This window comes from Achromobacter spanius (genome assembly GCF_002812705.1).
Lineage (GTDB): Bacteria > Pseudomonadota > Gammaproteobacteria > Burkholderiales > Burkholderiaceae_B > Achromobacter > Achromobacter spanius.
This window is the reverse complement of sequence record NZ_CP025030.1, coordinates 6307502-6331102: the sequence shown is the minus strand read 5'-3', so window position 1 is coordinate 6331102 and position 23601 is coordinate 6307502. Positions and strand designations below refer to the sequence as shown.

The following is a 23601-nucleotide window of genomic DNA, read 5'->3' as shown; positions in this document are numbered from 1 at the left end:
TTCGACCCGTAGTGCGCTAGCGCCTTGCGGCGTTTTGCCGGCATGGGCTATCTTTCTCCCATGACCTTATCCGATCAGCGCCCAGGCACCGGAGCGCGCTCCCTGACGGGACAAGAGCCGCTATTCATCGTCCTCAACACAGGATCGGGGCGCGGCGACGCGCAGGTCCTGCAAGACACCATCCGCGGCATCCTCGACGAGGCCGGCCGACGCTACACGCTGATGGCCGTAGACGACCCCATCCACCTGACCGAAACGGCGCAGGCGGCCGTCAAGCGCGCCCAGGACGAGCAGGGCGTCGTCATCGCGGCGGGGGGCGACGGCACGCTCAACGCGGTCGCCGCCACCGTGCTGGGCAAGGGCGTGCCATTCGGCATTCTGCCGCAGGGCACGTTCAATTATTTCGGGCGCACCTACGGCATTTCGCAAGACACGGATGTCGCACTGCGCGGCTTTCTTCAGGGGCATATTGAACCCGTGCGCGTCGGCCAGTTGAACGGTCGGCTGTTCCTGGTCAACGCCAGCCTGGGGCTGTACCCCACCTTGCTGGAAGACCGCGAAGCCTACAAGCAGCGCTTCGGCCGCAGCCGGATGGTGGCGCTGTGGTCGGGGCTGATCACCTTGTTGCGCGCGCCGCGCCAACTGCGATTGCAACTGGAAGAAGAGGGCGTCGTCCGCGACCTGCGCACGCCGACGCTGGTGGTGGGCAACAACAAACTGCAACTGGAACACGTCGGCATCGAGTCGAGTGAACTGGAACGCGACCGCCTCGTTGCCATGACGGTCAAGCCGGTCGGCACGCTTGCGCTGTACGGGCTGCTGGTGCGCGGCCTGTTCAGCCGCCTGGGCGAAGCCGAACACGTCATCAGCTTCGGCTTTGACCGCATGCGGGTGCGGATACGCGGGCGCAATCGCGTCAAGGTGGCGATGGACGGCGAGATTTCCTGGATGAGCACGCCGCTTGAATTCAAGGTGGCCGACGAAAAGCTGCCGCTGGTGGTGCCTGCTGACTCGCAATACCTGGACCGCTCATGACGCGGATCCTGCAATTTTCCGACACGCATTTCGGTACGGAACGCAAACCCGTGGTGGAGGCGGCGCTGGATCTGGCGCGCTCGCTGAAGCCCGATCTGGTGGTGCTTAGCGGTGACATCACGCAGCGCGCACGGCGGGCGCAGTTCGCCGCGGCACGTCGGTTCATCGAGCGTCTGTCGCTGCCCGTGCTGGCCGTGCCGGGCAACCATGACATCCCGCTGTACAACGTATTTGCCCGCGCGCTCAACCCTTACGGCAACTACCGGCGCGCGCTGGGCGCGGTGCTGGAACCCGTGTTCGAAACCCCCGGGCTGCTGGCGGTGGGCGTGAACACCACGCGGCCACGCCGCCATAAAGACGGCGAGATCTCGGACGCGCAGATCGCCCGGGTCGCGCAGCGCCTGCGCCAGGCCCGGCCGGGCCAATTGCGCATCGTGGTGGCGCATCACCCCGTTCGCGCCAAGGTGGAATCCGACCTGTCCAACTTGCTGAATGGGCGTGAGCGCGCGCTGGCGGCGTGGGCGCAGGCGGGCATCGACCTGGTCTTGGGCGGGCACATTCATCTGCCCTATGTGCTGCCGCTGTCGTCGGCGAATGGTCCGGCGGGCTGGATCGTGCAGGCGGGCACGGCGTGCTCGCGCCGGGTTCGCGGTAGCGTGCCCAATTCGGTGAACGTGATCACGCACGAAGGCGAGGGCGGCCAGCAGCTTTGCCATGTCGAACGCTGGGATTACGCGGAAGCCACGCACGTGTTTGCTCCCGTCGACAAGACATTGGTGACCCTTACATGACCGAGGTGTATGCGGCGTGGGTTGCGTCCCACGCCATGGAATTGTTTATTGCACTGCCGGTATTGACCGGGGCGGCGGCGCTGTTGGCCGTCCGTGCGTTTGCCGGCGGGTCCGCCGTGACGCGCCGCGTGATGTTCGGGGCAGGGGTGTCCGCCGCGCTGCTGACCTTTCTGGTGCTGGCCGCCGCGGTGCATACCCAAGGGCGGGTGGTGGTCTTCGATGGCGCGCTGGCCGACGCGCTCAGCATGTCGATGAATGCGTCGCTGCTATGGCTGCTGTCCTGGTTCACGTACCTGGGTGATCGCAACTTCCTGACGGTGCTAGCCGTGGCGATGACGCTCTATCTGCTCTGGACGGGTTGGTGGCGGCTTGCCGCGTTCTGCGCCATCACTACGGGCCTGGGTGGGGCGCTTAACTGGCTGCTCAAGCACACGTTCGAGCGCGTCCGCCCCGAACATGACCACGGGTTTGTCGCCGCCACGGGGTGGAGCTTTCCCAGCGGCCACGCCTCGGCGGCAATGGCCGTGTACGGCACGGCCTGCTATCTGGTGTGGCGTTTGGCGCCCGCCTCGTGGCGCTTGCCCTGCGTGGCGGCGGCGGCGGCATTGATCATGGCGATCGGCCTTAGCCGCATCCTGCTGCAGGTGCATTTCGCCAGCGATGTGACGGCAGGGTTTGCCGTCACCCTGGCATGGCTGGCGGTCTGCGCGGCCGTGGCCGAACGCTATTGCGGTTCACGCCGGGCAGAGCAACAGCTTTAACAGCCGCTGCGGCATGCTGCTTGCCGCCTCGGCCGCAGTCGGGTCCGGAAGGCTCGTGTATTGTCCGCCCGCGCTGGCAATCGCACGATCCAGCCGCTGGGCGCGTTCTGCTGGCGGCGGGGTCAGGTCCACGATCAGCTTGCCCTGGATCGGCGCCGTTACCTCGCCGTCGCTGAACCGCTCCAGCGTGCGATCAATCTCGCGTTCCCGTGGCAAGGCAAGCACGATGGTGTCCGATTCCATCAGCGCTTCTCGCGCCGACGTCGCCAGCGTGGCCGACCCGCGAAATTGCTCGCAGCGTTCCGGGTCGATGTCATACAGGGTCAACGCGATGTCCGGTTCGGCTTCCAGCAAGCGCCGGGCGGCCAAGGTGCCGGTGTCGCCCATGCCCACGATGCTGATGCGCGGGCTCATGGCTTGGGCACGGACCACGTGCTCACGATATGGGCAAGCGGCTCGTCCGAGCCGTCGCCGGTCAAGATGACTTCGCCTGCCGACAGCCTGCCCACCTTCAGCAGCCGGGCGTCCGCATAGATGGCCCCGGCGGGGCTCTTGCGCAGGAAATTGATGGTCAGGCTGGCCGTGACGGCGTGGCTCTGGCCCGTGGCGCCGACCACGGCGGCGTACATGGCCAAGTCCGCCAGGCCCATCAACATCGGGCCGGCGACGATGCCGCCCAGGCGCTGGTGCGCGTCGCGAGCGGGCAGCACCGCGCGGGCGGTGCCTCGGCCGATGTGCAGCACGTCGATGCCCAGCAAGAGCGAGAAGGGGTGCTGGTCGGCCAGCAGAATATGGAAATCGGCCAGGCTGATCAGGGGCGCGTCGGTGTCGGCGGCCAGTGCGGTTGCGGTCATCGTTGCTCCAGGGCGAGGCAATAATGGTCCAGCAGGGCGTCGGCCTGCTGACCCAGGGATTTCAGGCGATGGGTGTGCAGCAACAGCAATAAGCCCATCAGATAGGTGAACAGGTTCATCTGCTCGACCGCCACGGTGTCCGCGTCCCAGCCCTTGGTGCGCGCCAGTGCCCCGCCCAGCAGGTTCACGCATTGCCGCAGGCGAGCGTTCAGCTTTTCGTCCATGTCCCGGCCCAGGCCCCTGGGGCCCAACCCCTGGAACAAATACATGCCCAAGGAAAAATCGGTGCGGCGCTGAGCGTAATAGCCGAAGAAGGCGTGGATCGCCTTGCGGGCGGCGCCGGGTGCGGGCCCGCTGCTTGCCGCCTCGTCCAGATGCGTATGCAGGCGCCCGAGCGATTCGTCCAGCAGCGCGCCGTAAAGAGTTTCCTTGCCCGCGAACCAGGGGTAAATGGCGCCGGTGGTGCAGCCGGCTTCCTTGGCAATTGCCCGTATGGTCGTTTTCTCGAGCCCGTCGCGCTCAAACACGCGTTGCGCGGCGCCCAGGATCAACTGGCGTCGCAGCGCGTTCAGCCGTTCATTTCTTTCGGTGCGTGCGGTCGGAGTGACGGGCATTTGGGCGGCTGCAGGTGGAAGGACGTTAGCGCCGATCATATCGACGATTTTTCGAAATAACAATGTTATCCAGCAGGGCGGAGTGGGCTCGGGAGTGGCGGCGCTTCCTCAGGCATTCAGACCGATTCCGACGTGCAAACCGACCGGCGGCAACTGTGAAAGCGGGTTGAAAGAACGCCGCGCAAATGGCTTCAATAATTAGGGGCAGGGCTGAAAGTCGCGTGGATACAGGCTTACCTGTTTTAGTTCGGGTAAGCCCTAACACCTTCGGCGCGCCACCCACGCGATGTTGCAAGATCCCAACAGGGGTGTCGCAAACGTGCACTTTTCTGATGCCGACCATAGCCAGCCCCCCCAATTTTTGATGCAATAGCGTCAACTTCCCTTCGCGGAGTTAGGGGGGCGGCAGGCTGGTTTGCTGGATTGCTGCTCTTGTCACTCAAATCAACGGAGATTTCTTAAATGAAAAAGACTCTGCTCGCTGCCGCCCTGCTCGCCGGTTTTGCCGGTGTCGCCCAGGCAGAAACGTCTGTCACCCTGTACGGTATTATCGACACGGGCCTCGGCTACAACAAGATCAGCGGTGCTGCGAACGACGCCATGAACGGCAGCCGTTTCGGCATGATCAACGGCGTCCAGAACGGTTCGCGCTGGGGTCTGCGTGGCTCGGAAGACCTGGGTGACGGTCTGCGCGCTGTTTTCCAACTGGAATCGGGTTTCAACTCCGGTAACGGTAACTCCGCTCAAGGCGGCCGCCTGTTCGGTCGTCAAGCCACCGTCGGTCTGGCCAGCGACAGCTGGGGTCAACTGGACTTCGGTCGCCAAACCAACATCGCGTCGAAGTACTTCGGCTCGATCGATCCGTTCGGCGCTGGCTTCGGTCAAGCTAACATCGGCGTGGCTCTGAGCGCCGCCAACACGAACCGCTACGACAACATGGTCATGTATCAGACCCCGTCGTACAGCGGCTTCCAGTTCGGCGTCGGCTACTCGTTCAACGCGAACGACAACACCGCTGCTCAAACCGGCTTCCGCACTGCTGACAACACCCGCGCCATCACGACCGGTCTGCGCTATGTCAACGGCCCCCTGAACGTCGCTCTGACGTATGACCAACTGAACGCTTCGAACAAGCTGTCGGCTGCTGCTACGGACGCTACCCCGCGTATGTACGCTATCGGCGGTTCGTACGACTTTGAAGTTGTGAAGCTGGCCTTGGCCTATGCTCGCACCACCGACGGCTGGTTCGCTGGTCAAGGCGTTGACACCAACGTCTACGTCAGCAACCCCGTTACGGGCGCTACCTCCAGCAGCGTGAACTTCGGTTCGAACTCGTTCGCTGATGGCTTCAAGGCCAACTCGTACATGGTCGGCCTGTCGGCTCCGATCGGCGGCGCAAGCAAGCTGTTCGGTTCGTGGCAAATGGTTGATCCCAGCAACAACAAGTTGACCGGCGGCGATGAGTCGACCCAAGTCTACTCGCTGGGCTACACCTACGACCTGTCCAAGCGCACCAACCTGTACGCCTACGGTTCGTACGCCAAGAACTACGCCTTCGTCGACGATCTGAAGTCGACCGCTGTCGGCGTCGGTGTCCGTCACCGCTTCTAATCCACTGCAGGGCGCAAGCCCTGTCTGGATTTGAAACGCAAGCGAACGAACGGGCTGCGGCTCGTTCGTATGAAGCCACCCTTTTGGGGTGGCTTTTTTTCGTGCTTTGATCTGATTTTTGATGACGCGCAGGAGCTTGTCAGTTGAGTCCTGTATGCTTGCGGCTCTGTTCCAAAAACTGCGATTGTTCCATTTGAGGAATGCAGTCTTTCACCCGTTGTTCAAGCTACAGAGTTCAGCCGGAAGTAACCACGCGAATGCTACAATCCTAAGGTTTGCGCATTTGACGGACGCCTGAATGAACCTGCAACAGTATTTTCCCGTCCTGCTGTTTATCGTAGTGGCCACCCTTATCGGGTTCGCGCTTCTAACGGCCGGCTCCCTCCTTGGCCCGCGGCGTCCCTACGCTGAGAAGCTGTCGCCCTATGAGTGCGGCTTCGAAGCGTTCGAAGACGCCCGCATGAAGTTTGACGTGCGCTACTACCTGGTGGCGATTCTGTTCATTCTTTTCGACCTGGAAATCGCGTTCCTGTTCCCGTGGGCCATCGCCCAAGGCACAGTCGGGCTCGTTGGTTTCTGGACGGTCATGGTTTTCCTAGCCGTGTTGACCGTCGGCTTCATCTACGAATGGAAAAAGGGCGCGCTGGACTGGGAATAAACCCCTTCGGGTGGTTCTTTTCACAGCACGCTATCAGAGACGAATATGGCTATAGACGGCATTCTCAAGCAAGGGTTCATCACAACCAGCGCCGACAAGTTCCTTAATTGGGCGAAGACCGGCTCCATGTGGCCCATGACCTTCGGTCTGGCCTGTTGCGCGGTTGAGATGATGCACGCGGGCGCGGCCCGCTATGACCTGGACCAGTTCGGCATCATCTTCCGACCCAGCCCGCGTCAGTCCGATCTGATGATCGTTGCTGGCACGCTGTGCAACAAGATGGCGCCGGCGCTGCGCAAGGTCTACGACCAGATGCCCGAGCCGCGTTGGGTCGTGTCCATGGGCTCCTGTGCCAATGGCGGCGGCTACTACCACTACTCGTATTCGGTGGTTCGTGGCTGCGACCGCATCGTACCGGTAGACGTCTATGTGCCGGGCTGCCCGCCCACGGCCGAGGCGCTGGTCTACGGCTTGCTGCAAATGCAGAACAAGATCCGTCTGACCAACACGATTGCGCGCTGATCTTTCGCCCCGTCCGCGGCAGCCCTTGCCGCCGGCGTTCTCGAAACCAGCGTATCGGTTCACCTAAGCGTACAAGATGATGACCAGGCTCGAAACCCTGAAAAACAATTTGCAGACCACCCTCGGCGCGGACATCGCGCTGACCGAGGCGTTGGGCGAGCTGACGCTCGAAGTGCCCGCGCAGCAGTGGTTCTCCGTCTGCAACAAGCTGCGCACCGAAGCCGGTCTGCGCTTTGAAACCTGTATCGACCTCTGTGGCGTCGACTACCTGACCTGGGGCAACGGCACGCGCCAACTGCCCGAGGAACCCACCGCCAAGGTGCATCGCGCGCGCTTCGCCGTGGTGATCCACCTGCTGTCCATCGAGAACAACTGGCGCCTGCGTGTCCGTACCTGGGCCGCCGACGACGAATTCCCGATCGTGGCGTCGCTGATGGAATGCTGGCCGGCCGTGGGTTGGTTCGAGCGCGAAGCGTTCGACCTGTACGGCATCGTCTTCGAAGGCCACCCCGACCTGCGCCGCATCCTGACCGACTACGGCTTCATCGGTCACCCGTTCCGCAAGGACTTCCCGCTGTCGGGCACCGTCGAAATGCGTTACGACCCCGAACAACGGCGCGTCATTTACCAGCCGGTCACGATCGATCCGCGCGAGATCACCCCGCGCGTGGTCCGCGAAGACTCCTACGGCTTGGGGCGTTAAATCATGGCAGAAATCAAGAACTACACGCTTAACTTCGGTCCTCAGCATCCGGCCGCGCACGGGGTGTTGCGCCTGGTGCTGGAACTGGACGGCGAAGTCATCCAGCGCGCCGACCCGCACATCGGCCTGCTGCATCGCGCCACCGAAAAGCTGGCCGAGCACAAGACCTACATCCAGGCGCTGCCCTACATGGACCGCCTCGACTACGTGTCCATGATGTGCAACGAGCACGCCTACGTCATGGCCATCGAAAAGCTGCTGGGCGTTGAAGCCCCGCTGCGTGCCCAGTACATCCGCGTGATGTTCGACGAGATCACGCGCCTGCTGAACCACCTGATGTCGCTGGGTTCGCATGCGCTCGACGTGGGCGCGATGGCCGTGTTCCTGTACGCCTTCCGTGAACGCGAAGACCTGATGGACTGCTACGAAGCGGTCTCGGGCGCGCGCATGCACGCGGCTTACTACCGTCCGGGTGGCGTCTACCGCGATTTGCCGGACACGATGCCGCAGTACGGCGACACCAGCAAATACCGTGGCGACAAAGAAATGCGCATCATGAATGACGCGCGTTCGGGCTCGCTGCTGGACTTCATCGAAGACTTCACCAACCGCTTCCCGGCCTGCGTCGACGAGTACGAAACGCTGCTGACCGACAACCGCATCTGGAAGCAGCGTCTGGTGGGCATCGGCGTGGTTGACCCCGACCGCGCCAAGGCGCTGGGTTTCACCGGCCCGATGCTGCGCGGCTCCGGCGTCGCCTGGGACTTGCGCAAGACGCAGCCCTACGAAGTCTATGACCTGCTTGATTTCGACATCCCCGTGGGTGTCAACGGCGACTGCTACGACCGCTATCTGGTCCGCATCGCTGAAATGCGTGAAAGTAACCGCATCATCCGCCAGTGCGTGGAATGGCTGCGCAACAACCCGGGTCCGGTCATGATCGAGAATCACAAGATCGCCCCGCCCAAGCGCACCGCCATGAAGACCAACATGGAAGAGCTGATTCATCACTTCAAGCTCTTCACCGAAGGTTTCCACGTGCCCCCGGGCGAGGCTTATGCCTCGGTGGAGCACCCCAAGGGCGAGTTCGGCATCTATCTGGTGTCGGACGGCGCCAACAAGCCTTACCGCCTGAAGATTCGGGCCCCCGGCTTTGTCCACCTGCAATCGCTGGATGAAATGTCGCGCGGTCACATGATCGCCGACGCCGTCACCATCATTGGTACGCAGGACATCGTTTTCGGCGAGATCGATCGCTGATCCGCCCAGACAGTCACGAGCACGCCCGCATAACCCGGATTCAAACTATGCTGCTTTCCGAACAGGCCTACCAGAAAATCGACCGAGAACTCGCGAAGTTCCCGGGCGACCAGCGGCAGTCCGCCATCATGGCCTCGCTTGCCATCGCGCAAGAAGAGAAGGGCTGGTTGGCTACCGAAACCATTGAAGATGTGGCCAATTACATTGGCGTCCCGCCCATTGCGGTGCAGGAAGTCGCCACGTTCTACAACATGTTCGACGTCAAGCCCGTCGGCAAGAACAAGATCGCCGTCTGCACGAACCTGCCCTGTGCCTTGCGCGATGGCGACCGTGCCGGCGAATACCTCAAGCGCAAGCTGGGTGTCGACTACCGCCAAACCACCGCCGACGGCCAGTTCACGCTGGTTGAAGGCGAATGCATGGGCGCTTGCGGCGATTCCCCCGTGCTGATCGTGAACAACAAGCATATGTGCGTGCGCATGACCGACGAGAAGCTGGACGCGCTGGTCGCGGCCCTCAAGGTGCAAGGAGAGTCGGCATGAACGCGCCCGACCTGTACAAGCAGTTCGCGCAGGGGCTCGACCCCAACCCGCTGAACGACGTGTCCAATTCGATGTGCCTGCACGGCCGCCACATCAAGCCGCAGATCATGGCTGATGTCGACGGCGCCAACTGGCGCCTCGAAGACTACGTCAAGCGCGGCGGCTACGAAGCCCTGAAGAAGATCCTGACCACCGGCATGAAGCCGGAAGACGTGATTGCCGAAGTCAAGGCGTCGGGTCTGCGCGGCCGTGGCGGCGCGGGCTTCCCGACCGGCCTGAAGTGGAGCTTCATGCCGCGCGCGTTCCCCGGCCAGAAGTACCTGGTCTGCAACTCGGACGAAGGCGAGCCGGGCACGTTCAAGGACCGCGACATCCTGCGCTTCAATCCGCACATCGTGATTGAAGGCATGGCAATCGCCGCCTACGCCATGGGCATCAGCGTCGGCTACAACTACATCCACGGCGAAATCTTCGAAGTGTATGAACGCTTCGAAGAAGCGCTGGAAGAGGCGCGCGCCGCCGGCTTCCTGGGCGACAAGATCCTGGGTTCGGACTACAGCTTTCAGCTGCATGCGTTCCACGGCTACGGCGCCTACATCTGCGGCGAAGAAACCGCGCTGCTGGAATCGCTGGAAGGCAAGAAGGGCCAACCGCGCTTCAAGCCGCCGTTCCCGGCCAGCTTCGGCCTGTACGGCAAGCCCACCACGATCAACAACACGGAAACGTTCGCGGCCGTGCCGTGGATCATCCGCAACAGCGGCCAGGCTTACCTGGAAGTCGGCAAGCCGAACAACGGCGGCACCAAGCTGTTCTCGATCACCGGCGACGTCGAACGCCCCGGCAACTACGAGATCCCGCTGGGCACCCCGTTCTCGACCCTGCTCGAACTGGCGGGCGGCATGCGCGGCGGCAAGAAACTGAAGGCCGTGATCCCTGGTGGGTCCAGCGCTCCGGTGCTGCCGGCCGACATCATCATGGAATGCACGATGGACTATGACTCCATCGCCAAGGCCGGCTCCATGCTCGGTTCTGGCGCGGTGATCGTCATGGACGAAACGCGCTGCATGGTGAAGTCGCTGCTGCGTCTGTCGTACTTCTATTTCGAGGAAAGCTGCGGCCAGTGCACGCCGTGCCGTGAAGGCACCGGCTGGCTCTACCGCATGGTGCATCGCATCGAAAACGGTCACGGCCGTCCGGAAGATCTGGACTTGCTGGACAACGTGGCAGGCAACATCATGGGCCGCACCATCTGCGCCCTGGGTGACGCCGCCGCCATGCCCGTCCGTGGCTTCCTCAAGCATTTTCGCGACGAATTCGCGCACCACATCGAGCATAAGTCTTGTGTGGTCCCGCAATATCTGTAGGTCTCAGGAACAGCAATGGTTGAACTAACCGTCGACGGCAATCAGGTCGAAGTGCCCGAAGGCAGCATGGTCATGCATGCCGCTCAGAAAGTCGGGCTTTACGTGCCGCATTTCTGCTACCACAAGAAACTGTCCATCGCGGCCAACTGCCGGATGTGCCTGGTTGAAGTGGAAAAAGCGCCCAAGGCGCTGCCCGCCTGCGCCACGCCCGTGACCAACGGCATGGTCGTCCACACCTGCTCTGAGAAGGCTCGCGCCGCTCAGAAGTCGGTGATGGAATTCTTGCTCATCAATCACCCCCTCGACTGCCCGATCTGCGATCAGGGCGGCGAATGCCAGTTGCAGGATCTGGCCGTGGGTTACGGTGGCTCTTCCTCGCGTTACCAAGAGGAAAAGCGCGTCGTCTTCCACAAGGATCTGGGTCCGCTGGTTTCCGCCGAGGAAATGAGCCGCTGCATCCACTGCACCCGCTGCGTGCGCTTCGGCCAGGAAATCGCCGGCGTCATGGAATTGGGCATGCTGGGCCGTGGCGAACACTCCGAGATCACGACGTTTGTCGGCCGCTCGATCGAGTCCGAACTGTCGGGCAACATGATCGACATCTGTCCGGTGGGCGCGCTGACCTCCAAGCCCTTCCGCTACAGCGCCCGCACCTGGGAACTGGCCCGCCGCCGTTCGGTCAGCCCGCACGACAGCCTGGGCGCCAACCTGGTGGTCCAGGTCAAGGGCGACCGCGTCATGCGCGTGGTCCCGTTCGAAGACGAAGCCGTCAACGAATGCTGGATCAGCGACCGCGACCGTTTCTCGTACGAAGGCCTGAACAGCGACGACCGCCTGACCGCCCCGATGATCAAGGGCACCGACGGCAAGTGGCAGGAAGCCTCGTGGGCTGACGCACTGCAAGCCGTGGCTCAAGGCCTGTCGCGTGTTCGCGACAGCTTCGGCGCCGGCCAGATCGGCGCGCTGGCGTCCGAATACGCCACCACCGAAGAATATGCGCTGCTGGGCCGCCTGGTCCGCGCGCTGGGTTCCGAGAACATCGACTTCCGCCTGCGCCAGACCGACCCGGCTTTTGACGCCGCGTTGACCGGTGCACCGTGGCTGGGCATGCCCATCGCTGAACTCGACAACCTGGACCGCGTCCTGGTCGTCGGCTCGTTCCTGCGCAAGGATCACCCGCTGATGGCGCAACGCCTGCGTCAAGCCGCCAAGCGCGGCACGCAGATCCTGATGGTCGACAGCGCCGCTGACGATCCTCTGATGCCCATCGCCGCCCGCATCACCGTGGCGCCGTCCGAGCTGCCGCGCGCGCTGGCCGAAGTGGCCGTTGCCCTGGCGCAAGCCAAGGAACAGGCCGTGCCGGCCGAATTCGCCTCGGTTACGCCGGGCGAAAACGCCAAGATCATTGCCGCCAGCCTGGCTTCCGGCGCCAACACCGCCGTGCTGCTGGGCAACCTGGCCGTGGCCAGCGCCCAAGCCTCGACGCTGGCCGCCAACGGCCGCGCCGTGGCGAACCTGGCCGGTGGCAAGTTCGGCTTCCTGACTTCCGGCGGCAATACCGTCGGCGGTTACCTGGCCGGCGCCGTTCCGGGCAAGGGCGGCAAGACCGCCGCCGCCATGCTGGCCGAGCCGCTCAAGGCCTACATCGTGCTGCACGCCGAGCCGCTGCTGGATGCCGACAATGGCCAGCAAGCCATCGCCGCGCTGCGTGGCGCGCAATTCGCCGTGGCCCTGACGCCTTACCGCTCGGCCGCCGCCGAATGGGCCGACGTCATGCTGCCGGTGTCGCCGTTCACCGAAACCTCGGGCACCTTCGTCAACGCGCAAGGCCTGGCTCAGAGCTTCAAGGGCACGGTCACGCCGTTGGGCCAGACCCGTCCGGGCTGGAAGGTCCTGCGTGTATTGGGCAACGTGCTGCATTTGGCCGGCTTTGACGATGAAACGTCGGAATCCGTGCGCGACGCCGCACTGGCCGGTGGCATCGAAGGTCGCCTGTCCAACGACGTCAAGGCGCCGCTGGGCCTGGGTCAGGCACTGACCGGCCTGGAGCGCGTGGCCGACGTGCCGATCTACCGTACCGACGCCATGGTTCGCCGTTCGGAGCCGCTGCAAGCGTCCCCGGCTTCCAAGAAGCCGGCTGCCGCCATGAACGGCCGCACGCTCACCAGCCTGGGCCTGACGGCCGGGGTCAAGGTGCGCGTGGCGGGTGCGCAAGGCGCCGTCGAACTCGAAACCGTGCAGGATGATGCCGTGGCCGACCGCGCCGTGCGCATTTCCGCAGCCTTTGATAACACCGCAGCCCTGGGTGGCGCATTCGGTCAACTCAGCGTGGAGCGTGCCTGATGGAATGGCTTAATGTTCTTGAGAGCCACGGGCAGGAGTTGCTGGGCCCGACGGTCTGGATGGTCCTCTGGACCCTCATCAAGATTGTGATCATCGCCGTGCCGATCATTCTGTGCGTTGCGTACCTGACGTACTGGGAACGCAAGATGATCGGCGCCATGCACGTGCGCGTGGGTCCGAACCGTGTCGGTTTCAAGGGGTTGCTGCAACCGTTTGCCGACGTGTTCAAGCTGCTGACGAAGGAAGTCATCGTCCCCAGCGAAGCCAACAAGGTGCTGTTCGTCGTGGCCCCCGTGGTCACGCTGATGCCCGCGCTGGCTGCCTGGGCGGTGATTCCCTTCGGTCCTGATGTCGTGCTGGCCAACGTCAACGCCGGTCTGCTGTACATCATGGCCATCACGTCCATCGGCGTGTATGGCGTGATCGTGGCGGGCTGGGCGTCGAACTCCAAGTACGCGTTCCTGGGCGCGCTGCGCGCTTCGGCACAGATGCTGTCCTACGAACTGGCTATCGGCTTCGTGCTCGTCACGGTGCTGCTGGTGTCGGGCAGCCTGAACATGTCCGAGATCGTCAACGTTCAGAACCGCGGCTGGTTTGCCGACAAGGGCCTGACGTTCATGTCCTGGAACTGGCTGCCGCTGTTGCCGCTGTTCGTGATCTACGTCGTGGCTATCGTGGCCGAAACCAACCGCCACCCGTTCGACGTTGTCGAAGGCGAATCGGAAATTGTGGCCGGCCACATGGTCGAGTACTCGGGTATGGCTTTCGCCCTGTTCTTCCTGGGTGAGTACGCCAACATGATCCTGCTGTCCTGCATGGCGTCGATCATGTTCCTGGGTGGCTGGGCTTCCCCGATCGACATCGCGCCGCTGACCTGGATTCCGGGCTGGATCTGGCTGGGTCTGAAGACGTTCGTTGTGGTCTCGTTGTTTGTGTGGTTCCGCGCTTCGTTCCCGCGCTACCGCTATGACCAGATCATGCGTTTGGGTTGGAAAATCTTCATCCCGCTGACCGGCGTTTGGCTGGTCGTGGTGGCGATCTGGATGCAGACGCCCTGGAACATTTGGCGCTAAGCCGCCAGGCAGAGGCAGGATATGGAAGCGATCAAAGATTTCTTCGGCAGCCTGATGCTGACCGAGTTGCTCAAGGGCATGCGCCTGACGGGCAAGTACTTTTTCAAGCGCAAGGTCACCTTGCGTTATCCGCAGGAAAAGACGCCCACGTCGGCGCGATTCCGCGGCCTGCACGCATTGCGCCGCTACCCCAACGGGGAAGAGCGCTGCATCGCGTGCAAGCTGTGTGAAGCCGTGTGCCCGGCCTTGGCGATCACCATCGAATCGGACCAACGCGAGGACGGCACCCGCCGCACCACGCGCTACGACATCGATCTGACCAAGTGCATTTTCTGCGGCTTCTGTGAGGAAAGCTGCCCCGTGGACTCGATCGTGGAAACCCATATCCACGAATACCACGGTGAAAAGCGCGGCGACCTGTATTTCACCAAAGACATGCTGCTCGCCGTGGGCGACCGCTACGAAGCCGACATCGCCCGCCGCCGGGCCGACGACGCTCCTTACCGTTGAAGCCCAGGGTCTGATCCATGACTTTTACCACTGTCCTTTTCTACATACTGGCCGCCGTGCTGGTGATCGCGGCATTCCGCGTGATCACCGCGCGCAGTCCGGTCACCGCGGTATTGCACCTGATCCTGGCATTCTCCAACGCAGCCATGCTGTGGATGCTGCTGGGCGCTGAGTTCCTGGCGTTGCTGCTGGTGCTGGTGTACGTGGGCGCCGTGATGGTGCTCTTCCTCTTCGTCGTGATGATGCTGGACATCCGCATGGACACCATGCGCCAGGGCATGAAGACCTACCTGCCGCTGGGCCTGGTGATCGGTCTGGTGCTGGTGCTGGAAATGTCCTTCGTGCTGGGTTCCACCTGGTACGGTTCGGGTCCGCAAGCCCCGGTCGCCGGCGACTACAACAACGCTCGCGCGCTGGGCGAAGTCATGTACACGCAGTACGTCTACGCCATTGAAGTTGGCGCCGCGCTGCTGCTGGTGGGCATGGTCGCCGCGATTGCGCTGACGCTGCGCCGCCGCCGCGACGTGAAGTACAACGACCCGGTAGCCGCCGTGCGCGTCCGCTCGAAGGACCGCTTCCGCATGGTCAACATGCCCGCCCAGAGCGAGCGTGCCCAAGCCAAGCGTGATGCCTCGTCCGGCGCCGCCGCCGCGCCCCAAGGAGAAAAACAATGACGCTGACGCTGGCCCACTATCTGATCCTTGGGGCGATCCTGTTCGCCATCGGGATCTTCGGCATCTTCCTGAACCGCCGCAACCTGATCATTCTCTTGATGTCCATCGAGCTCGTGCTCCTGGCCGTCAACATGAACTTCGTGGCGTTCTCCAGCTGGTTCGGCGACACCGCCGGCCAGGTGTTCGTGTTCTTCATCCTGACCGTGGCCGCCGCTGAAGCGGCAATCGGCCTGGCCATTTTGGTGCTGCTGTTCCGCAACCTGAACACGATCAACGTTGACGAACTCGATCGCCTGAAGGGCTGACGGGGTATTGGAAGAAAATGTCTAGCTCACCCAATCTCTACTTGCTCATCGCGCTGGCACCGCTGGCCGGAGCAATTCTCGCGGGCCTTTTCGGCACCGGCTTCCTGGGCCGCCCCATCGGCCGCCGCGCGTCCCACGTCATCACCATTCTTGGCGTGCTCATCTCGGCCATCGGTTCGGTGGTGGTGCTGGGCGACGTGCTGAACGGCCTGCGCTTTGACGGCGCGGTCTACACCTGGAGCCTGATCGGCCAGACCAAGCTGGAAATCGGCTTCCTGATCGATCCGCTGTCGGCCATGATGATGGTCGTGGTGACGTCCGTGTCGCTGATGGTGCACATCTACACCATCGGCTACATGGCTGACGACCCCGGCTATCAGCGCTTCTTCTCGTACATCTCGCTGTTCACGTTCTCCATGCTGATGCTGGTGATGTCGAACAACATGGTGCAGCTGTTCTTCGGCTGGGAAGCGGTGGGCCTGGTGTCGTACCTGCTGATCGGTTTCTGGTACACCCGCCCGACGGCCATCTTCGCCAACATGAAGGCATTCCTGATCAACCGTGTTGGTGACTTCGGCTTCGTGCTGGGTATCGGCCTGTTGTTCGCGTACGCCGGCACGATGCACTACGACGAAGTCTTCGCCCAAGCCGACAAGCTGGCCGCGATGACCCTGCCGGGTTCTGACTGGATGCTGCTGACGGTGGCGTGTATCTGCCTGTTCATCGGCGCCATGGGCAAATCGGCCCAGGTTCCGCTGCACGCCTGGCTGCCTGACTCCATGGAAGGCCCGACCCCGATCTCCGCGCTGATCCACGCCGCCACCATGGTGACGGCCGGTATCTTCATGGTGGCTCGTTTCTCGCCGCTGTTCGAACTGTCGGACGTGGCGCTGTCGTTCATCATCGTGATCGGCGCCATCGGCGCGCTGTTCCTGGGCATCCTGGGCATCATCCAGACCGACATCAAGCGCGTTGTTGCGTACTCCACGCTGTCGCAGCTGGGCTACATGACCGTCGCGCTGGGCGCCTCGGCCTACTCGGTGGCCATTTTCCACCTGATGACCCACGCGTTCTTCAAGGCGCTGCTGTTCCTGGGCGCGGGCTCGGTCATCATCGGCATGCACCACGACCAGGACATCCGCAACATGGGCGGCCTGCGCAAGTACATGCCCATCACCTGGATCACGTTCCTGCTGGGTACGCTGGCACTGGTTGGCACGCCGTTCTTCTCGGGTTTCTACTCGAAGGAAAACATCATCGAAGCCGCCGGCCACGCCAACGTCTGGGGCGCAAGCTTCGCGTACTACGCCGTGCTGATCGGTGTGTTCGTGACCTCGCTGTACTCGTTCCGCGTGTACTTCCTGGTCTTCCACGGCAAGGAACGCTTCGACACCAGCGACCACGGTCACGGCCACGGTCACGACGAGCATGCCCATGACGACCACGGTCACGACGATCACGGCCACGGTCATCATGGCGGCAAGCCGCATGAGTCGCCCTGGGTGGTGACGCTGCCGCTGATCCTGCTTGCGATTCCGTCGGTGCTGGTTGGCGCCTGGGCGGTTGACCCGATGCTGTTCGGCAAGTTCTTCAACGGCGTGATCACGGTGTTGCCGCAGCATCCGGCCATGCACGAACTGCAAGAAGAGTGGCACGGCTGGGTTGCCTATGGCCTGCATGCCTTCCAGACCCTGCCGTTCTGGCTGGTCGTGGCTGGTTTCGTGATTGCCTGGTACTGCTACCTGATCAATCCCAAGGTTCCGGCCGCCATCAAGGCCAACCTGTCCGGCGTGAACAAGGTGCTTGAAAACAAGTACTACGTGGACTGGGTCAACGAGCAGATCATCGCTCGCGGCATGCGCGCCCTGGGCCGTGGCCTCTGGAATACGGGCGACCGCGGCATCATCGATGGCCTGTTGGTCAACGGTAGCGCCCGCGTCGTGGGCTGGGTGGCAGCGGTCAGCCGCCACCTGCAATCCGGCTTCATCTATCACTACGCGTTCGCGATGATCATCGGCATCATGGCGCTGGTGACTTTCTTTGTGCTGATTCCCCAATGATGGCAAGCGAGATGGCATCCAACACTTTCCCCTGGCTCACGCTTGCGATCTTTGTCCCGATCGTATTCGGCCTGCTGGTGCTGGCGGTGGGCCGTGACGACCGTCCCGGTCTGGCGCGCGGCCTGTCGCTGGCTGGCGCTGTCGCCGGCTTCCTCGTCACGATTCCGCTCTACACCGGTTTTGACAACACCACGGCTGCCATGCAGTTCGTGGAAAAGGCCTCGTGGATCGAAGCCTTCAACGTCAATTACCACCTGGGCATCGACGGCATTTCGCTGTGGTTCGTCCTCCTGACCGCGTTCATCACCGTCATCGTGGTGCTGGCCGGCTGGGAAGTCATCACCAGCCGCGTGGCGCAGTACATGGCCGCCTTCCTGATCCTGTCGGGTCTGATGGTGGGCGTGTTCGCCGCGCTGGACGGCATGCTGTTCTACGTGTTCTTCGAAGCCACGCTGATCCCGATGTACATCATCATCGGGGCGTGGGGCGGCGATAACCGTATCTACGCGGCATTCAAGTTCTTCCTCTACACGCTGATGGGTTCTCTGTTGACCCTGATCGCGTTCATCTACCTGTGGCACGCATCGGGTGGTTCGTTCGACATCCTGACCTGGCACCAGGTCAAGCTGGGCCAGACCGAACAGATCCTGATCTTCGTGGCGCTGTTGGCGGCCTTCGCGGTGAAGGTGCCGATGTGGCCGGTTCACACGTGGTTGCCGGACGTCCACGTGGAAGCGCCCACGGGCGGCTCCATCGTGCTGGCCGCGATCATGCTGAAGCTGGGCGCCTATGGCTTCCTGCGCTTCTCGCTGCCGATCACGCCCGACGCCTCGCACAGCCTGGCCGGCCTGATGATCACGCTGTCGCTGATCGCGGTGATCTACATCGGCCTGGTGGCGATCATCCAGGAAGACATGAAGAAGCTGGTGGCTTACTCGTCGGTTGCCCACATGGGTTTCGTGACGCTGGGCTTCTTCATCTTCAACACGGCCGGCGTCGAAGGCGCCATCGTGCAGATGATTTCCCACGGCTTCGTGTCGGGCGCCATGTTCATGTGTATCGGCGTCTTGTATGACCGCATGCACTCGCGCCAGATCGCCGATTACGGTGGTGTGGTCAACGTGATGCCGCGCTTCGCCACGTTCTTCATCCTGTTCTCGATGGCCAACAGCGGCCTGCCGGCCACCAGCGGTTTCGTGGGCGAGTTCATGGTGATCATGGGCGCGGTCCAGCACAACTTCTGGATCGGCCTGTTGGCGGCTACCGCCCTGATCATGGGTGCTGCGTATTCGCTGTGGATGGTCAAGCGTGTGGTTCTGGGCGACATCGCCAATGACCACGTCCGCGAGCTGACCGATATCAATCGCCGCGAATTTGTGATTCTTGGCGTGATGGCGATCGCCGTGTTGTACATGGGGATCTATCCCAAGCCCTTTACCGACGTCATGCACGTATCGGTCGAGGCCCTGCTGCAACACGTTGCCGTCTCGAAACTGTAAGACAAGACAATGATGCAATCCCAAATCGATTTCGCCCTGGCGGCGCCGGAAATCCTTCTGCTGGTTTCCGGCCTGGCTATCCTGCTCGTCGACGCGGTCAGCAATCACCCCGAGCGCAAGCCGACGTTTCTGCTGACCCTGCTGGTATTGGGCGCGCTGACCGTCGTGTCGGCCGTGCAATGGATGAACGGCGTTAAGGGCGCGACCTTCCATGGTCTGTACGTCACCGACGAACTGTCGCACCTGCTGAAAATAGCGTCCTACATCGCCGTGGGCGCCACGCTCGTCTATGGCCGTGTCTACGCGCAAGTGCGTGACATGCTCAAGGGCGGCGAGCTCTACGTCCTGACGCTGTTCGCGCTGCTGGGCCAGATGGTCATGATTTCCTCCGGGAACCTGATCTCCATCTACCTGGGCCTGGAACTGATGTCGTTGGCGCTGTACGCGCTGATCGCGCTGCGCCGCGATGACGTCGTCGCCACCGAAGCCGCCATGAAGTACTTCGTGCTGGGCGCGTTGGCCTCGGGCTTCCTGCTGTACGGCATGTCGATGGTCTACGGCGCCACGGGTCACCTGGACCTGGCTGAGGTGTCCAAGGTCATCGCCGCCGGCAAGGCCGAGAAGATGGCGCTGGTGTTCGGCATCGTGTTCCTGGTGTCGGGCCTGGCGTTCAAGCTCGGTGCCGTACCGTTCCACATGTGGGTGCCGGACGTCTATCAAGGTTCGCCGACCGCCGTCACGCTGATCCTGGGCGGCGCGCCCAAGCTGGCCGCTTTCGCCATCACGCTGCGCCTGCTGGTGGACGGCCTTCATGGCCTGGCCGCCGACTGGCAGCCGATGCTGATGATCCTGGCCGTTCTGTCGCTGGCCATCGGTAACCTGACCGCCATCGCACAGACCAACTTCAAGCGCATGCTGGCTTACTCGACCATCTCGCACATGGGCTTCGTGCTGCTTGGCTTGATGTCGGGTGCGGTCGAAGGCAAGCCGGAACTGTCGTCGGCCGCCTATGGCGCGTCGCTGTTCTACATGCTGACCTACGTGCTGACCACGCTGGCCAGCTTCGGCATCGTGCTGCTGCTGTCGCGCCAGGGTTTCGAGTGCGAGCACATCGACGACCTGAAGGGCCTGAATCGCCGCAGCCCGTGGCATGCCTTCATCGTGCTGCTGCTGATGTTCTCGCTGGCCGGCATTCCGCCGCTGGTGGGCTTCTACGCCAAGCTGGCCGTGCTGCAAGCGCTGATCAGCGCGGGCCACGTGACGCTGGCCGTGGTGGCGGTGCTGTTCTCGCTGATCGGCGCGTTCTACTACCTGCGTGTCGTCAAGGTTGTTTACTTTGACGAGCCGGTGGCCGATGCCGCTCCGATCGTCGCGACCTGCGGCCAACGCGGCCTGCTGTCGATCAACGGCGCCATGATGCTGGTGCTGGGCCTGTTGCCCGGTGGCCTGATGGCGCTGTGCGTACAGGCGATTCGTTCGTCGCTGAGCCTGTAAGCGGAATACAGCCATGAACCAGACGCTGGCGGTATGGCTGTTGATCGCGCTGGCGCTGGTCAGCGCCAACCTGCCGTTCCTGACCGAGCGGGTGTTCGCCGTCTTGCCCTGGAAGCAGGGTGGGGCGGTGGCGGTCAAGCCGTTCTGGATGCGTCTGGTTGAAGTGCTGGTGTTTTACGCCCTGGTTGGCGCGTTGGGTTTTGCATTCGAATCCACCCTGGGCAATCGCTTTGCCCAGACGTGGGAGTTCTACGCCATTACCCTCAGCCTGTATCTGGTGCTGGCCTATCCCGGCTTCGTCTACCGCTATCTGTTCAAGCGGCACCCGCGGTTGCGGGTCTGAACGCCCGCCAAAGCCACTAACGCCCCGTTTGGGGCGTTTTTCTTTTGGGGATGTGAATTGCGCCACGCTTGTGGCCGCGCCCCATGGCGGGCCCTTGTGGTGGCTCGGGGACGTGTCCCTGTTAGCAACTGGCAAGTGTTGTTTTTTCATCTTTTAGCGACGCGCTCGGCCTGCGTTCAGGCATCTATCAGCGTCCAGGATCAAAATCGCAACCGGTTAAAAAATAAGAATCGTTGCTATTCACATTCTGGAGAAGCTGGTTTGAAGCCCCAAGATTCGTATTCGCTGAATACGCTCGCTACCTCGCTTGCCGCGGCCATTGCGGCGCCCGCCCTGTTCATCAGCCCCTACGCCGCCGCGCAATCCACGGATTCGGGCGTCACGCAGCTTTCGCCGGTGCGGGTGGAGGGCGAGGGCTCTTCCTACCAGACCACGACCGTGCCGTCGCCCAAGATGACCGCCCCGTTGCTGGACACGCCACGCACGGTGCAGGTGGTGCCGAAACAGGTGATCCAGGACCAGGCCGCGTCGACCTTGCAGGATGTGCTGCGCAACTCGCCGGGCATTACGTTCGGCGCCGGTGAAGGCGGCCGCCCGGGTGGCGATCTGCCGATCATCCGGGGGCAGAACTCCGCAAGCAGCCTGTTCCTGGACGGCATCCGCGATTCCAGCACGCAGGTGCGCGACACCTTCAACCTGGAGCAGGTGGAAGTGATCAAGGGCCCGGACTCGGTGTATTCCGGCCGGGGCGGCGCGGGCGGCAGCATCAACATGGTCAGCAAGGCACCCAAGGCAACCGACTTCACCGAAGCCACCGCGCAGATCGGCACCGACAACAATTACCGCGGCACCATCGACAGCAACTGGCGCCTGGCCGACAAGGCCGCCTTCCGCCTGAACGTGATGGGCGACAAGGGCGATGTGGCCGGCCGTGACAACGCCGTGGACTTCGAGCGCTGGGGCGTGGCGCCGTCGCTGACGCTGGGCGTGGGCACGCCGACGCGCATTACGCTCAGCTACTACCATTACCAAGACGACAGCATGCCGGACTACTCCATTCCGTATGACCCGAAGACGGGTCAGCCGGTCACGGAGACGATGGGCGTGAGCCGCAAGACCTTCTATGGCCTGACCGACCGCGACTTCATGAAGACCCGTGACGATGTCGCCACGGTGGACTTCCAGCATGATTTCTCGGACAAGCTGCAACTGCGCAACGTGACCCGCTACGGCCGGGGCACCACGGACTTTGCCGCGACGAACCCGGACGACAGCAAGGGCAACGTGGCCAACGGCCTGGTGTACCGCGCGCTGAAGTCGGGCTACTACGTCACCAAGACCTTCGCCAACCAGACCGACCTGACCGGCGAATTCGATACGGGTAGCTTGAAGCACACCTTCGACCTGGGTTTTGAATACAGCAACATCAAGCAGAACAAGGACGGCTACAAGGAATCGGGCGTGCCCGCGGGCGGCAGCAACTGCGTGACCGCGACGAGCGCCTCCGGTGTGAACACCTACGCCAACCCGGCACTGTGCGCATCCTTGTGGGACCCGGACCCCGGCACCGACTACCCGGGTACGCTCACCCGCAACAACAACCCCGCGCGCTACAACACGGACACCTTGGCGGTCTACGGGTTTGACACCATCAAGTTCAACGAGCAGTGGCAAGCCAGCCTGGGCGCGCGCTGGGACAATTACCGCACCAGCGGCAGCAACATCGCCGCCGGCCGCAATGATCCAGCAGGCACGCCGGCGTTCTACAGCACCAGCCGCAACGACAACCTGTTCAACTACCAGGTCGGCCTGGCGTACAAGCCCTTGCCCAACGGCACCATCTACGCCACCTACGGCACCTCGTCCACGCCCTCGGCTATTGCGGCCAGTGCCACCAGCGACGCCACGTCGCTGAGCACGTCGTCGCTGGCACCCGAGAAAAGCCGCACGGTGGAAGTGGGCACCAAGTGGCAGGTCTTTGACGACCGCCTGACGCTGTCGGCGGCGGCGTTCCACGATATCCGCAAGAACACCAGCGTGGCCGTTTCCGCCACCGAAGTGGCGCAGGTGGGCGAGGCCAAGGTGCGCGGCATTGAACTGGGCTTCTCGGGCAGCATCACGCCCAAGTGGAACGTGTTCGGCGGCTACACCTTCATGGACAGCGAAATGACCCAGGGCGCCTACAACAGCGGCGCCGTGGGCCAGGACCTGCCCAACACCCCGCGCAACGCCTTCAGCCTGTGGACCACCTACAAGGTGCTGCCCAAGCTGACGGTGGGCGGCGGCGCCTATTACGTGGACAAGGTCTACGGCAATTCAGACGCCACCCGCAACGCCAACGGCACGCCCAAGGCGCGCTGGGTGCCGTCTTACTGGCGCTTTGACGCCATGGCGGCGTACGAATTCAACGAACACTACTCGGCGCAGTTGAACGTGCTGAACCTGTTCGACGAAACGTATTACACCAAGGCGTACGCGGCGCACTATGCAGCGCTGGGTACCGGCCGTGCGGCATTGCTGACGCTGAAGATGCGTTACTGAGCAGGCGCGGGGATGAAAATAGCCACCTTGATCGGTGGCTATTT

General features: G+C 62.9%; 23 protein-coding genes. 20 read left to right on the top strand and 3 right to left on the bottom strand.

Annotated features, from left to right (window positions below):
- Positions 1 to 60 precede the first annotated feature (60 nt).
- From CVS48_RS28740 to CVS48_RS28730, 3 genes are read left to right on the top strand one after another with little or no spacing between them, the layout of a single operon-like run.
- Positions 61 to 1035 (top strand): diacylglycerol/lipid kinase family protein, encoded by a 975-nt coding sequence (locus CVS48_RS28740; protein WP_167401071.1) that lies wholly within the window; start codon positions 61 to 63, stop codon positions 1033 to 1035.
- Positions 1032 to 1826 (top strand): metallophosphoesterase family protein, encoded by a 795-nt coding sequence (locus CVS48_RS28735; RefSeq protein ID WP_100857390.1) that lies wholly within the window; start codon positions 1032 to 1034, stop codon positions 1824 to 1826. Before CVS48_RS28740 ends, CVS48_RS28735 begins: the two co-directional genes overlap by 4 nt.
- The gene (locus CVS48_RS28730) at positions 1823 to 2587 is read left to right on the top strand and encodes a phosphatase PAP2 family protein (RefSeq protein ID WP_100857389.1); all 765 of its coding nucleotides are present in this window, start codon (positions 1823 to 1825) and stop codon (positions 2585 to 2587) included. Before CVS48_RS28735 ends, CVS48_RS28730 begins: the two co-directional genes overlap by 4 nt.
- Here the strand turns inward: CVS48_RS28730 and CVS48_RS28725 are convergent.
- The 3 genes from CVS48_RS28725 to CVS48_RS28715 are packed head-to-tail and all read right to left on the bottom strand — an operon-like array spanning position 2561 to position 4055.
- Entirely contained in the window at positions 2561 to 3001 is a 441-nt protein-coding gene (locus CVS48_RS28725; RefSeq protein ID WP_100857388.1) for an NAD(P)-binding domain-containing protein, read from the bottom strand. The two genes, CVS48_RS28730 and CVS48_RS28725, sit on opposite strands and share 27 nt — an antisense overlap.
- The gene (locus tag CVS48_RS28720; protein ID WP_100857387.1) at positions 2998 to 3441 is read right to left on the bottom strand and encodes a PaaI family thioesterase; all 444 of its coding nucleotides are present in this window, start codon (positions 3439 to 3441) and stop codon (positions 2998 to 3000) included. Before CVS48_RS28720 ends, CVS48_RS28725 begins: the two co-directional genes overlap by 4 nt.
- The gene (locus tag CVS48_RS28715) at positions 3438 to 4055 is read right to left on the bottom strand and encodes a TetR/AcrR family transcriptional regulator (RefSeq protein ID WP_100857386.1); all 618 of its coding nucleotides are present in this window, start codon (positions 4053 to 4055) and stop codon (positions 3438 to 3440) included. Before CVS48_RS28715 ends, CVS48_RS28720 begins: the two co-directional genes overlap by 4 nt.
- Positions 4056 to 4517: 462 nt before the next feature.
- Between CVS48_RS28715 and CVS48_RS28710 the strand changes: the two genes are divergently transcribed.
- The 17 genes from CVS48_RS28710 (at position 4518) to CVS48_RS28630 (ending at position 23557) form a co-directional block, all read left to right on the top strand.
- Positions 4518 to 5666, top strand: coding sequence for a porin (locus CVS48_RS28710; RefSeq protein WP_100857385.1), 1149 nt, complete (start codon positions 4518 to 4520; stop codon positions 5664 to 5666).
- Between the two features lie 298 nt (positions 5667 to 5964).
- The gene (locus tag CVS48_RS28705) at positions 5965 to 6324 is read left to right on the top strand and encodes an NADH-quinone oxidoreductase subunit A (protein WP_006217959.1); all 360 of its coding nucleotides are present in this window, start codon (positions 5965 to 5967) and stop codon (positions 6322 to 6324) included.
- Between the two features lie 45 nt (positions 6325 to 6369).
- Entirely contained in the window at positions 6370 to 6846 is a 477-nt protein-coding gene (locus tag CVS48_RS28700) for a NuoB/complex I 20 kDa subunit family protein (RefSeq protein WP_006217960.1), read from the top strand.
- Between the two features lie 76 nt (positions 6847 to 6922).
- Positions 6923 to 7549 carry an NADH-quinone oxidoreductase subunit C gene (locus tag CVS48_RS28695; protein ID WP_100857384.1) on the top strand — a complete coding sequence of 209 codons (627 nt, stop codon included), beginning with the start codon at positions 6923 to 6925 and terminating at the stop codon, positions 7547 to 7549.
- 3 nt (positions 7550 to 7552) lie between these two features.
- Positions 7553 to 8809: an NADH-quinone oxidoreductase subunit D gene (locus tag CVS48_RS28690; RefSeq protein ID WP_006217962.1), complete on the top strand. Its 1257-nt coding sequence runs from the start codon at positions 7553 to 7555 to the stop codon at positions 8807 to 8809.
- Between the two features lie 47 nt (positions 8810 to 8856).
- Entirely contained in the window at positions 8857 to 9351 is a 495-nt protein-coding gene (gene nuoE, locus CVS48_RS28685; protein WP_100857383.1) for an NADH-quinone oxidoreductase subunit NuoE, read from the top strand.
- Positions 9348 to 10715 (top strand): NADH-quinone oxidoreductase subunit NuoF, encoded by a 1368-nt coding sequence (gene nuoF, locus CVS48_RS28680; RefSeq protein WP_050448544.1) that lies wholly within the window; start codon positions 9348 to 9350, stop codon positions 10713 to 10715. The genes nuoE and nuoF overlap by 4 nt, the downstream gene beginning before the upstream one ends.
- Positions 10716 to 10730: 15 nt before the next feature.
- The gene (gene nuoG / locus CVS48_RS28675) at positions 10731 to 13058 is read left to right on the top strand and encodes an NADH-quinone oxidoreductase subunit NuoG (RefSeq protein WP_100857382.1); all 2328 of its coding nucleotides are present in this window, start codon (positions 10731 to 10733) and stop codon (positions 13056 to 13058) included.
- A complete protein-coding gene (gene nuoH, locus CVS48_RS28670; protein ID WP_100857381.1) occupies positions 13058 to 14131 on the top strand; it encodes an NADH-quinone oxidoreductase subunit NuoH in 1074 nt (357 codons plus the stop codon). Before nuoG ends, nuoH begins: the two co-directional genes overlap by 1 nt.
- A gap of 21 nt (positions 14132 to 14152) precedes the next feature.
- Complete coding sequence (gene nuoI / locus CVS48_RS28665) at positions 14153 to 14641, top strand: NADH-quinone oxidoreductase subunit NuoI (RefSeq protein WP_006217967.1); 489 nt, start codon at positions 14153 to 14155, stop codon at positions 14639 to 14641.
- A 17-nt stretch (positions 14642 to 14658) separates the two neighbouring features.
- A complete protein-coding gene (locus CVS48_RS28660; RefSeq protein WP_100857380.1) occupies positions 14659 to 15315 on the top strand; it encodes an NADH-quinone oxidoreductase subunit J in 657 nt (218 codons plus the stop codon).
- A complete protein-coding gene (nuoK, locus tag CVS48_RS28655) occupies positions 15312 to 15620 on the top strand; it encodes an NADH-quinone oxidoreductase subunit NuoK (protein ID WP_006217969.1) in 309 nt (102 codons plus the stop codon). The genes CVS48_RS28660 and nuoK overlap by 4 nt, the downstream gene beginning before the upstream one ends.
- Positions 15621 to 15637: 17 nt before the next feature.
- On the top strand, positions 15638 to 17680 hold the full coding sequence (gene nuoL / locus CVS48_RS28650; RefSeq protein WP_100857379.1) for an NADH-quinone oxidoreductase subunit L: 2043 nt from the start codon (positions 15638 to 15640) through the stop codon (positions 17678 to 17680).
- Positions 17677 to 19179 carry an NADH-quinone oxidoreductase subunit M gene (locus tag CVS48_RS28645; protein WP_100857378.1) on the top strand — a complete coding sequence of 501 codons (1503 nt, stop codon included), beginning with the start codon at positions 17677 to 17679 and terminating at the stop codon, positions 19177 to 19179. The genes nuoL and CVS48_RS28645 overlap by 4 nt, the downstream gene beginning before the upstream one ends.
- Positions 19180 to 19188: 9 nt before the next feature.
- Positions 19189 to 20673, top strand: a complete 1485-nt coding sequence (gene nuoN / locus CVS48_RS28640; RefSeq protein WP_100857377.1) for an NADH-quinone oxidoreductase subunit NuoN — start codon at positions 19189 to 19191, stop codon at positions 20671 to 20673.
- Positions 20674 to 20686: 13 nt separating this feature from the next.
- Positions 20687 to 21016: a DUF2818 family protein gene (locus CVS48_RS28635; protein WP_100857376.1), complete on the top strand. Its 330-nt coding sequence runs from the start codon at positions 20687 to 20689 to the stop codon at positions 21014 to 21016.
- Positions 21017 to 21277: 261 nt separating this feature from the next.
- On the top strand, positions 21278 to 23557 hold the full coding sequence (locus tag CVS48_RS28630; protein WP_100857375.1) for a TonB-dependent receptor: 2280 nt from the start codon (positions 21278 to 21280) through the stop codon (positions 23555 to 23557).
- Positions 23558 to 23601 lie beyond the last annotated feature (44 nt).

Bases quoted from the DNA above. Each gene is read 5' to 3' on its own strand.
- CVS48_RS28740 (WP_167401071.1), top strand. From the start codon at position 61: ATGACCTTATCCGATCAGCGCCCAGGCACCGGAGCGCGCTCCCTGACG.
- CVS48_RS28735 (WP_100857390.1), top strand. From the start codon at position 1,032: ATGACGCGGATCCTGCAATTTTCCGACACGCATTTCGGTACGGAACGC.
- CVS48_RS28730 (WP_100857389.1), top strand. From the start codon at position 1,823: ATGACCGAGGTGTATGCGGCGTGGGTTGCGTCCCACGCCATGGAATTG.
- CVS48_RS28725 (WP_100857388.1), bottom strand. From the start codon at position 3,001: ATGAGCCCGCGCATCAGCATCGTGGGCATGGGCGACACCGGCACCTTG.
- CVS48_RS28720 (WP_100857387.1), bottom strand. From the start codon at position 3,441: ATGACCGCAACCGCACTGGCCGCCGACACCGACGCGCCCCTGATCAGC.
- CVS48_RS28715 (WP_100857386.1), bottom strand. From the start codon at position 4,055: ATGCCCGTCACTCCGACCGCACGCACCGAAAGAAATGAACGGCTGAAC.
- CVS48_RS28710 (WP_100857385.1), top strand. From the start codon at position 4,518: ATGAAAAAGACTCTGCTCGCTGCCGCCCTGCTCGCCGGTTTTGCCGGT.
- CVS48_RS28705 (WP_006217959.1), top strand. From the start codon at position 5,965: ATGAACCTGCAACAGTATTTTCCCGTCCTGCTGTTTATCGTAGTGGCC.
- CVS48_RS28700 (WP_006217960.1), top strand. From the start codon at position 6,370: ATGGCTATAGACGGCATTCTCAAGCAAGGGTTCATCACAACCAGCGCC.
- CVS48_RS28695 (WP_100857384.1), top strand. From the start codon at position 6,923: ATGATGACCAGGCTCGAAACCCTGAAAAACAATTTGCAGACCACCCTC.
- CVS48_RS28690 (WP_006217962.1), top strand. From the start codon at position 7,553: ATGGCAGAAATCAAGAACTACACGCTTAACTTCGGTCCTCAGCATCCG.
- nuoE (WP_100857383.1), top strand. From the start codon at position 8,857: ATGCTGCTTTCCGAACAGGCCTACCAGAAAATCGACCGAGAACTCGCG.
- nuoF (WP_050448544.1), top strand. From the start codon at position 9,348: ATGAACGCGCCCGACCTGTACAAGCAGTTCGCGCAGGGGCTCGACCCC.
- nuoG (WP_100857382.1), top strand. From the start codon at position 10,731: ATGGTTGAACTAACCGTCGACGGCAATCAGGTCGAAGTGCCCGAAGGC.
- nuoH (WP_100857381.1), top strand. From the start codon at position 13,058: ATGGAATGGCTTAATGTTCTTGAGAGCCACGGGCAGGAGTTGCTGGGC.
- nuoI (WP_006217967.1), top strand. From the start codon at position 14,153: ATGGAAGCGATCAAAGATTTCTTCGGCAGCCTGATGCTGACCGAGTTG.
- CVS48_RS28660 (WP_100857380.1), top strand. From the start codon at position 14,659: ATGACTTTTACCACTGTCCTTTTCTACATACTGGCCGCCGTGCTGGTG.
- nuoK (WP_006217969.1), top strand. From the start codon at position 15,312: ATGACGCTGACGCTGGCCCACTATCTGATCCTTGGGGCGATCCTGTTC.
- nuoL (WP_100857379.1), top strand. From the start codon at position 15,638: ATGTCTAGCTCACCCAATCTCTACTTGCTCATCGCGCTGGCACCGCTG.
- CVS48_RS28645 (WP_100857378.1), top strand. From the start codon at position 17,677: ATGATGGCAAGCGAGATGGCATCCAACACTTTCCCCTGGCTCACGCTT.
- nuoN (WP_100857377.1), top strand. From the start codon at position 19,189: ATGATGCAATCCCAAATCGATTTCGCCCTGGCGGCGCCGGAAATCCTT.
- CVS48_RS28635 (WP_100857376.1), top strand. From the start codon at position 20,687: ATGAACCAGACGCTGGCGGTATGGCTGTTGATCGCGCTGGCGCTGGTC.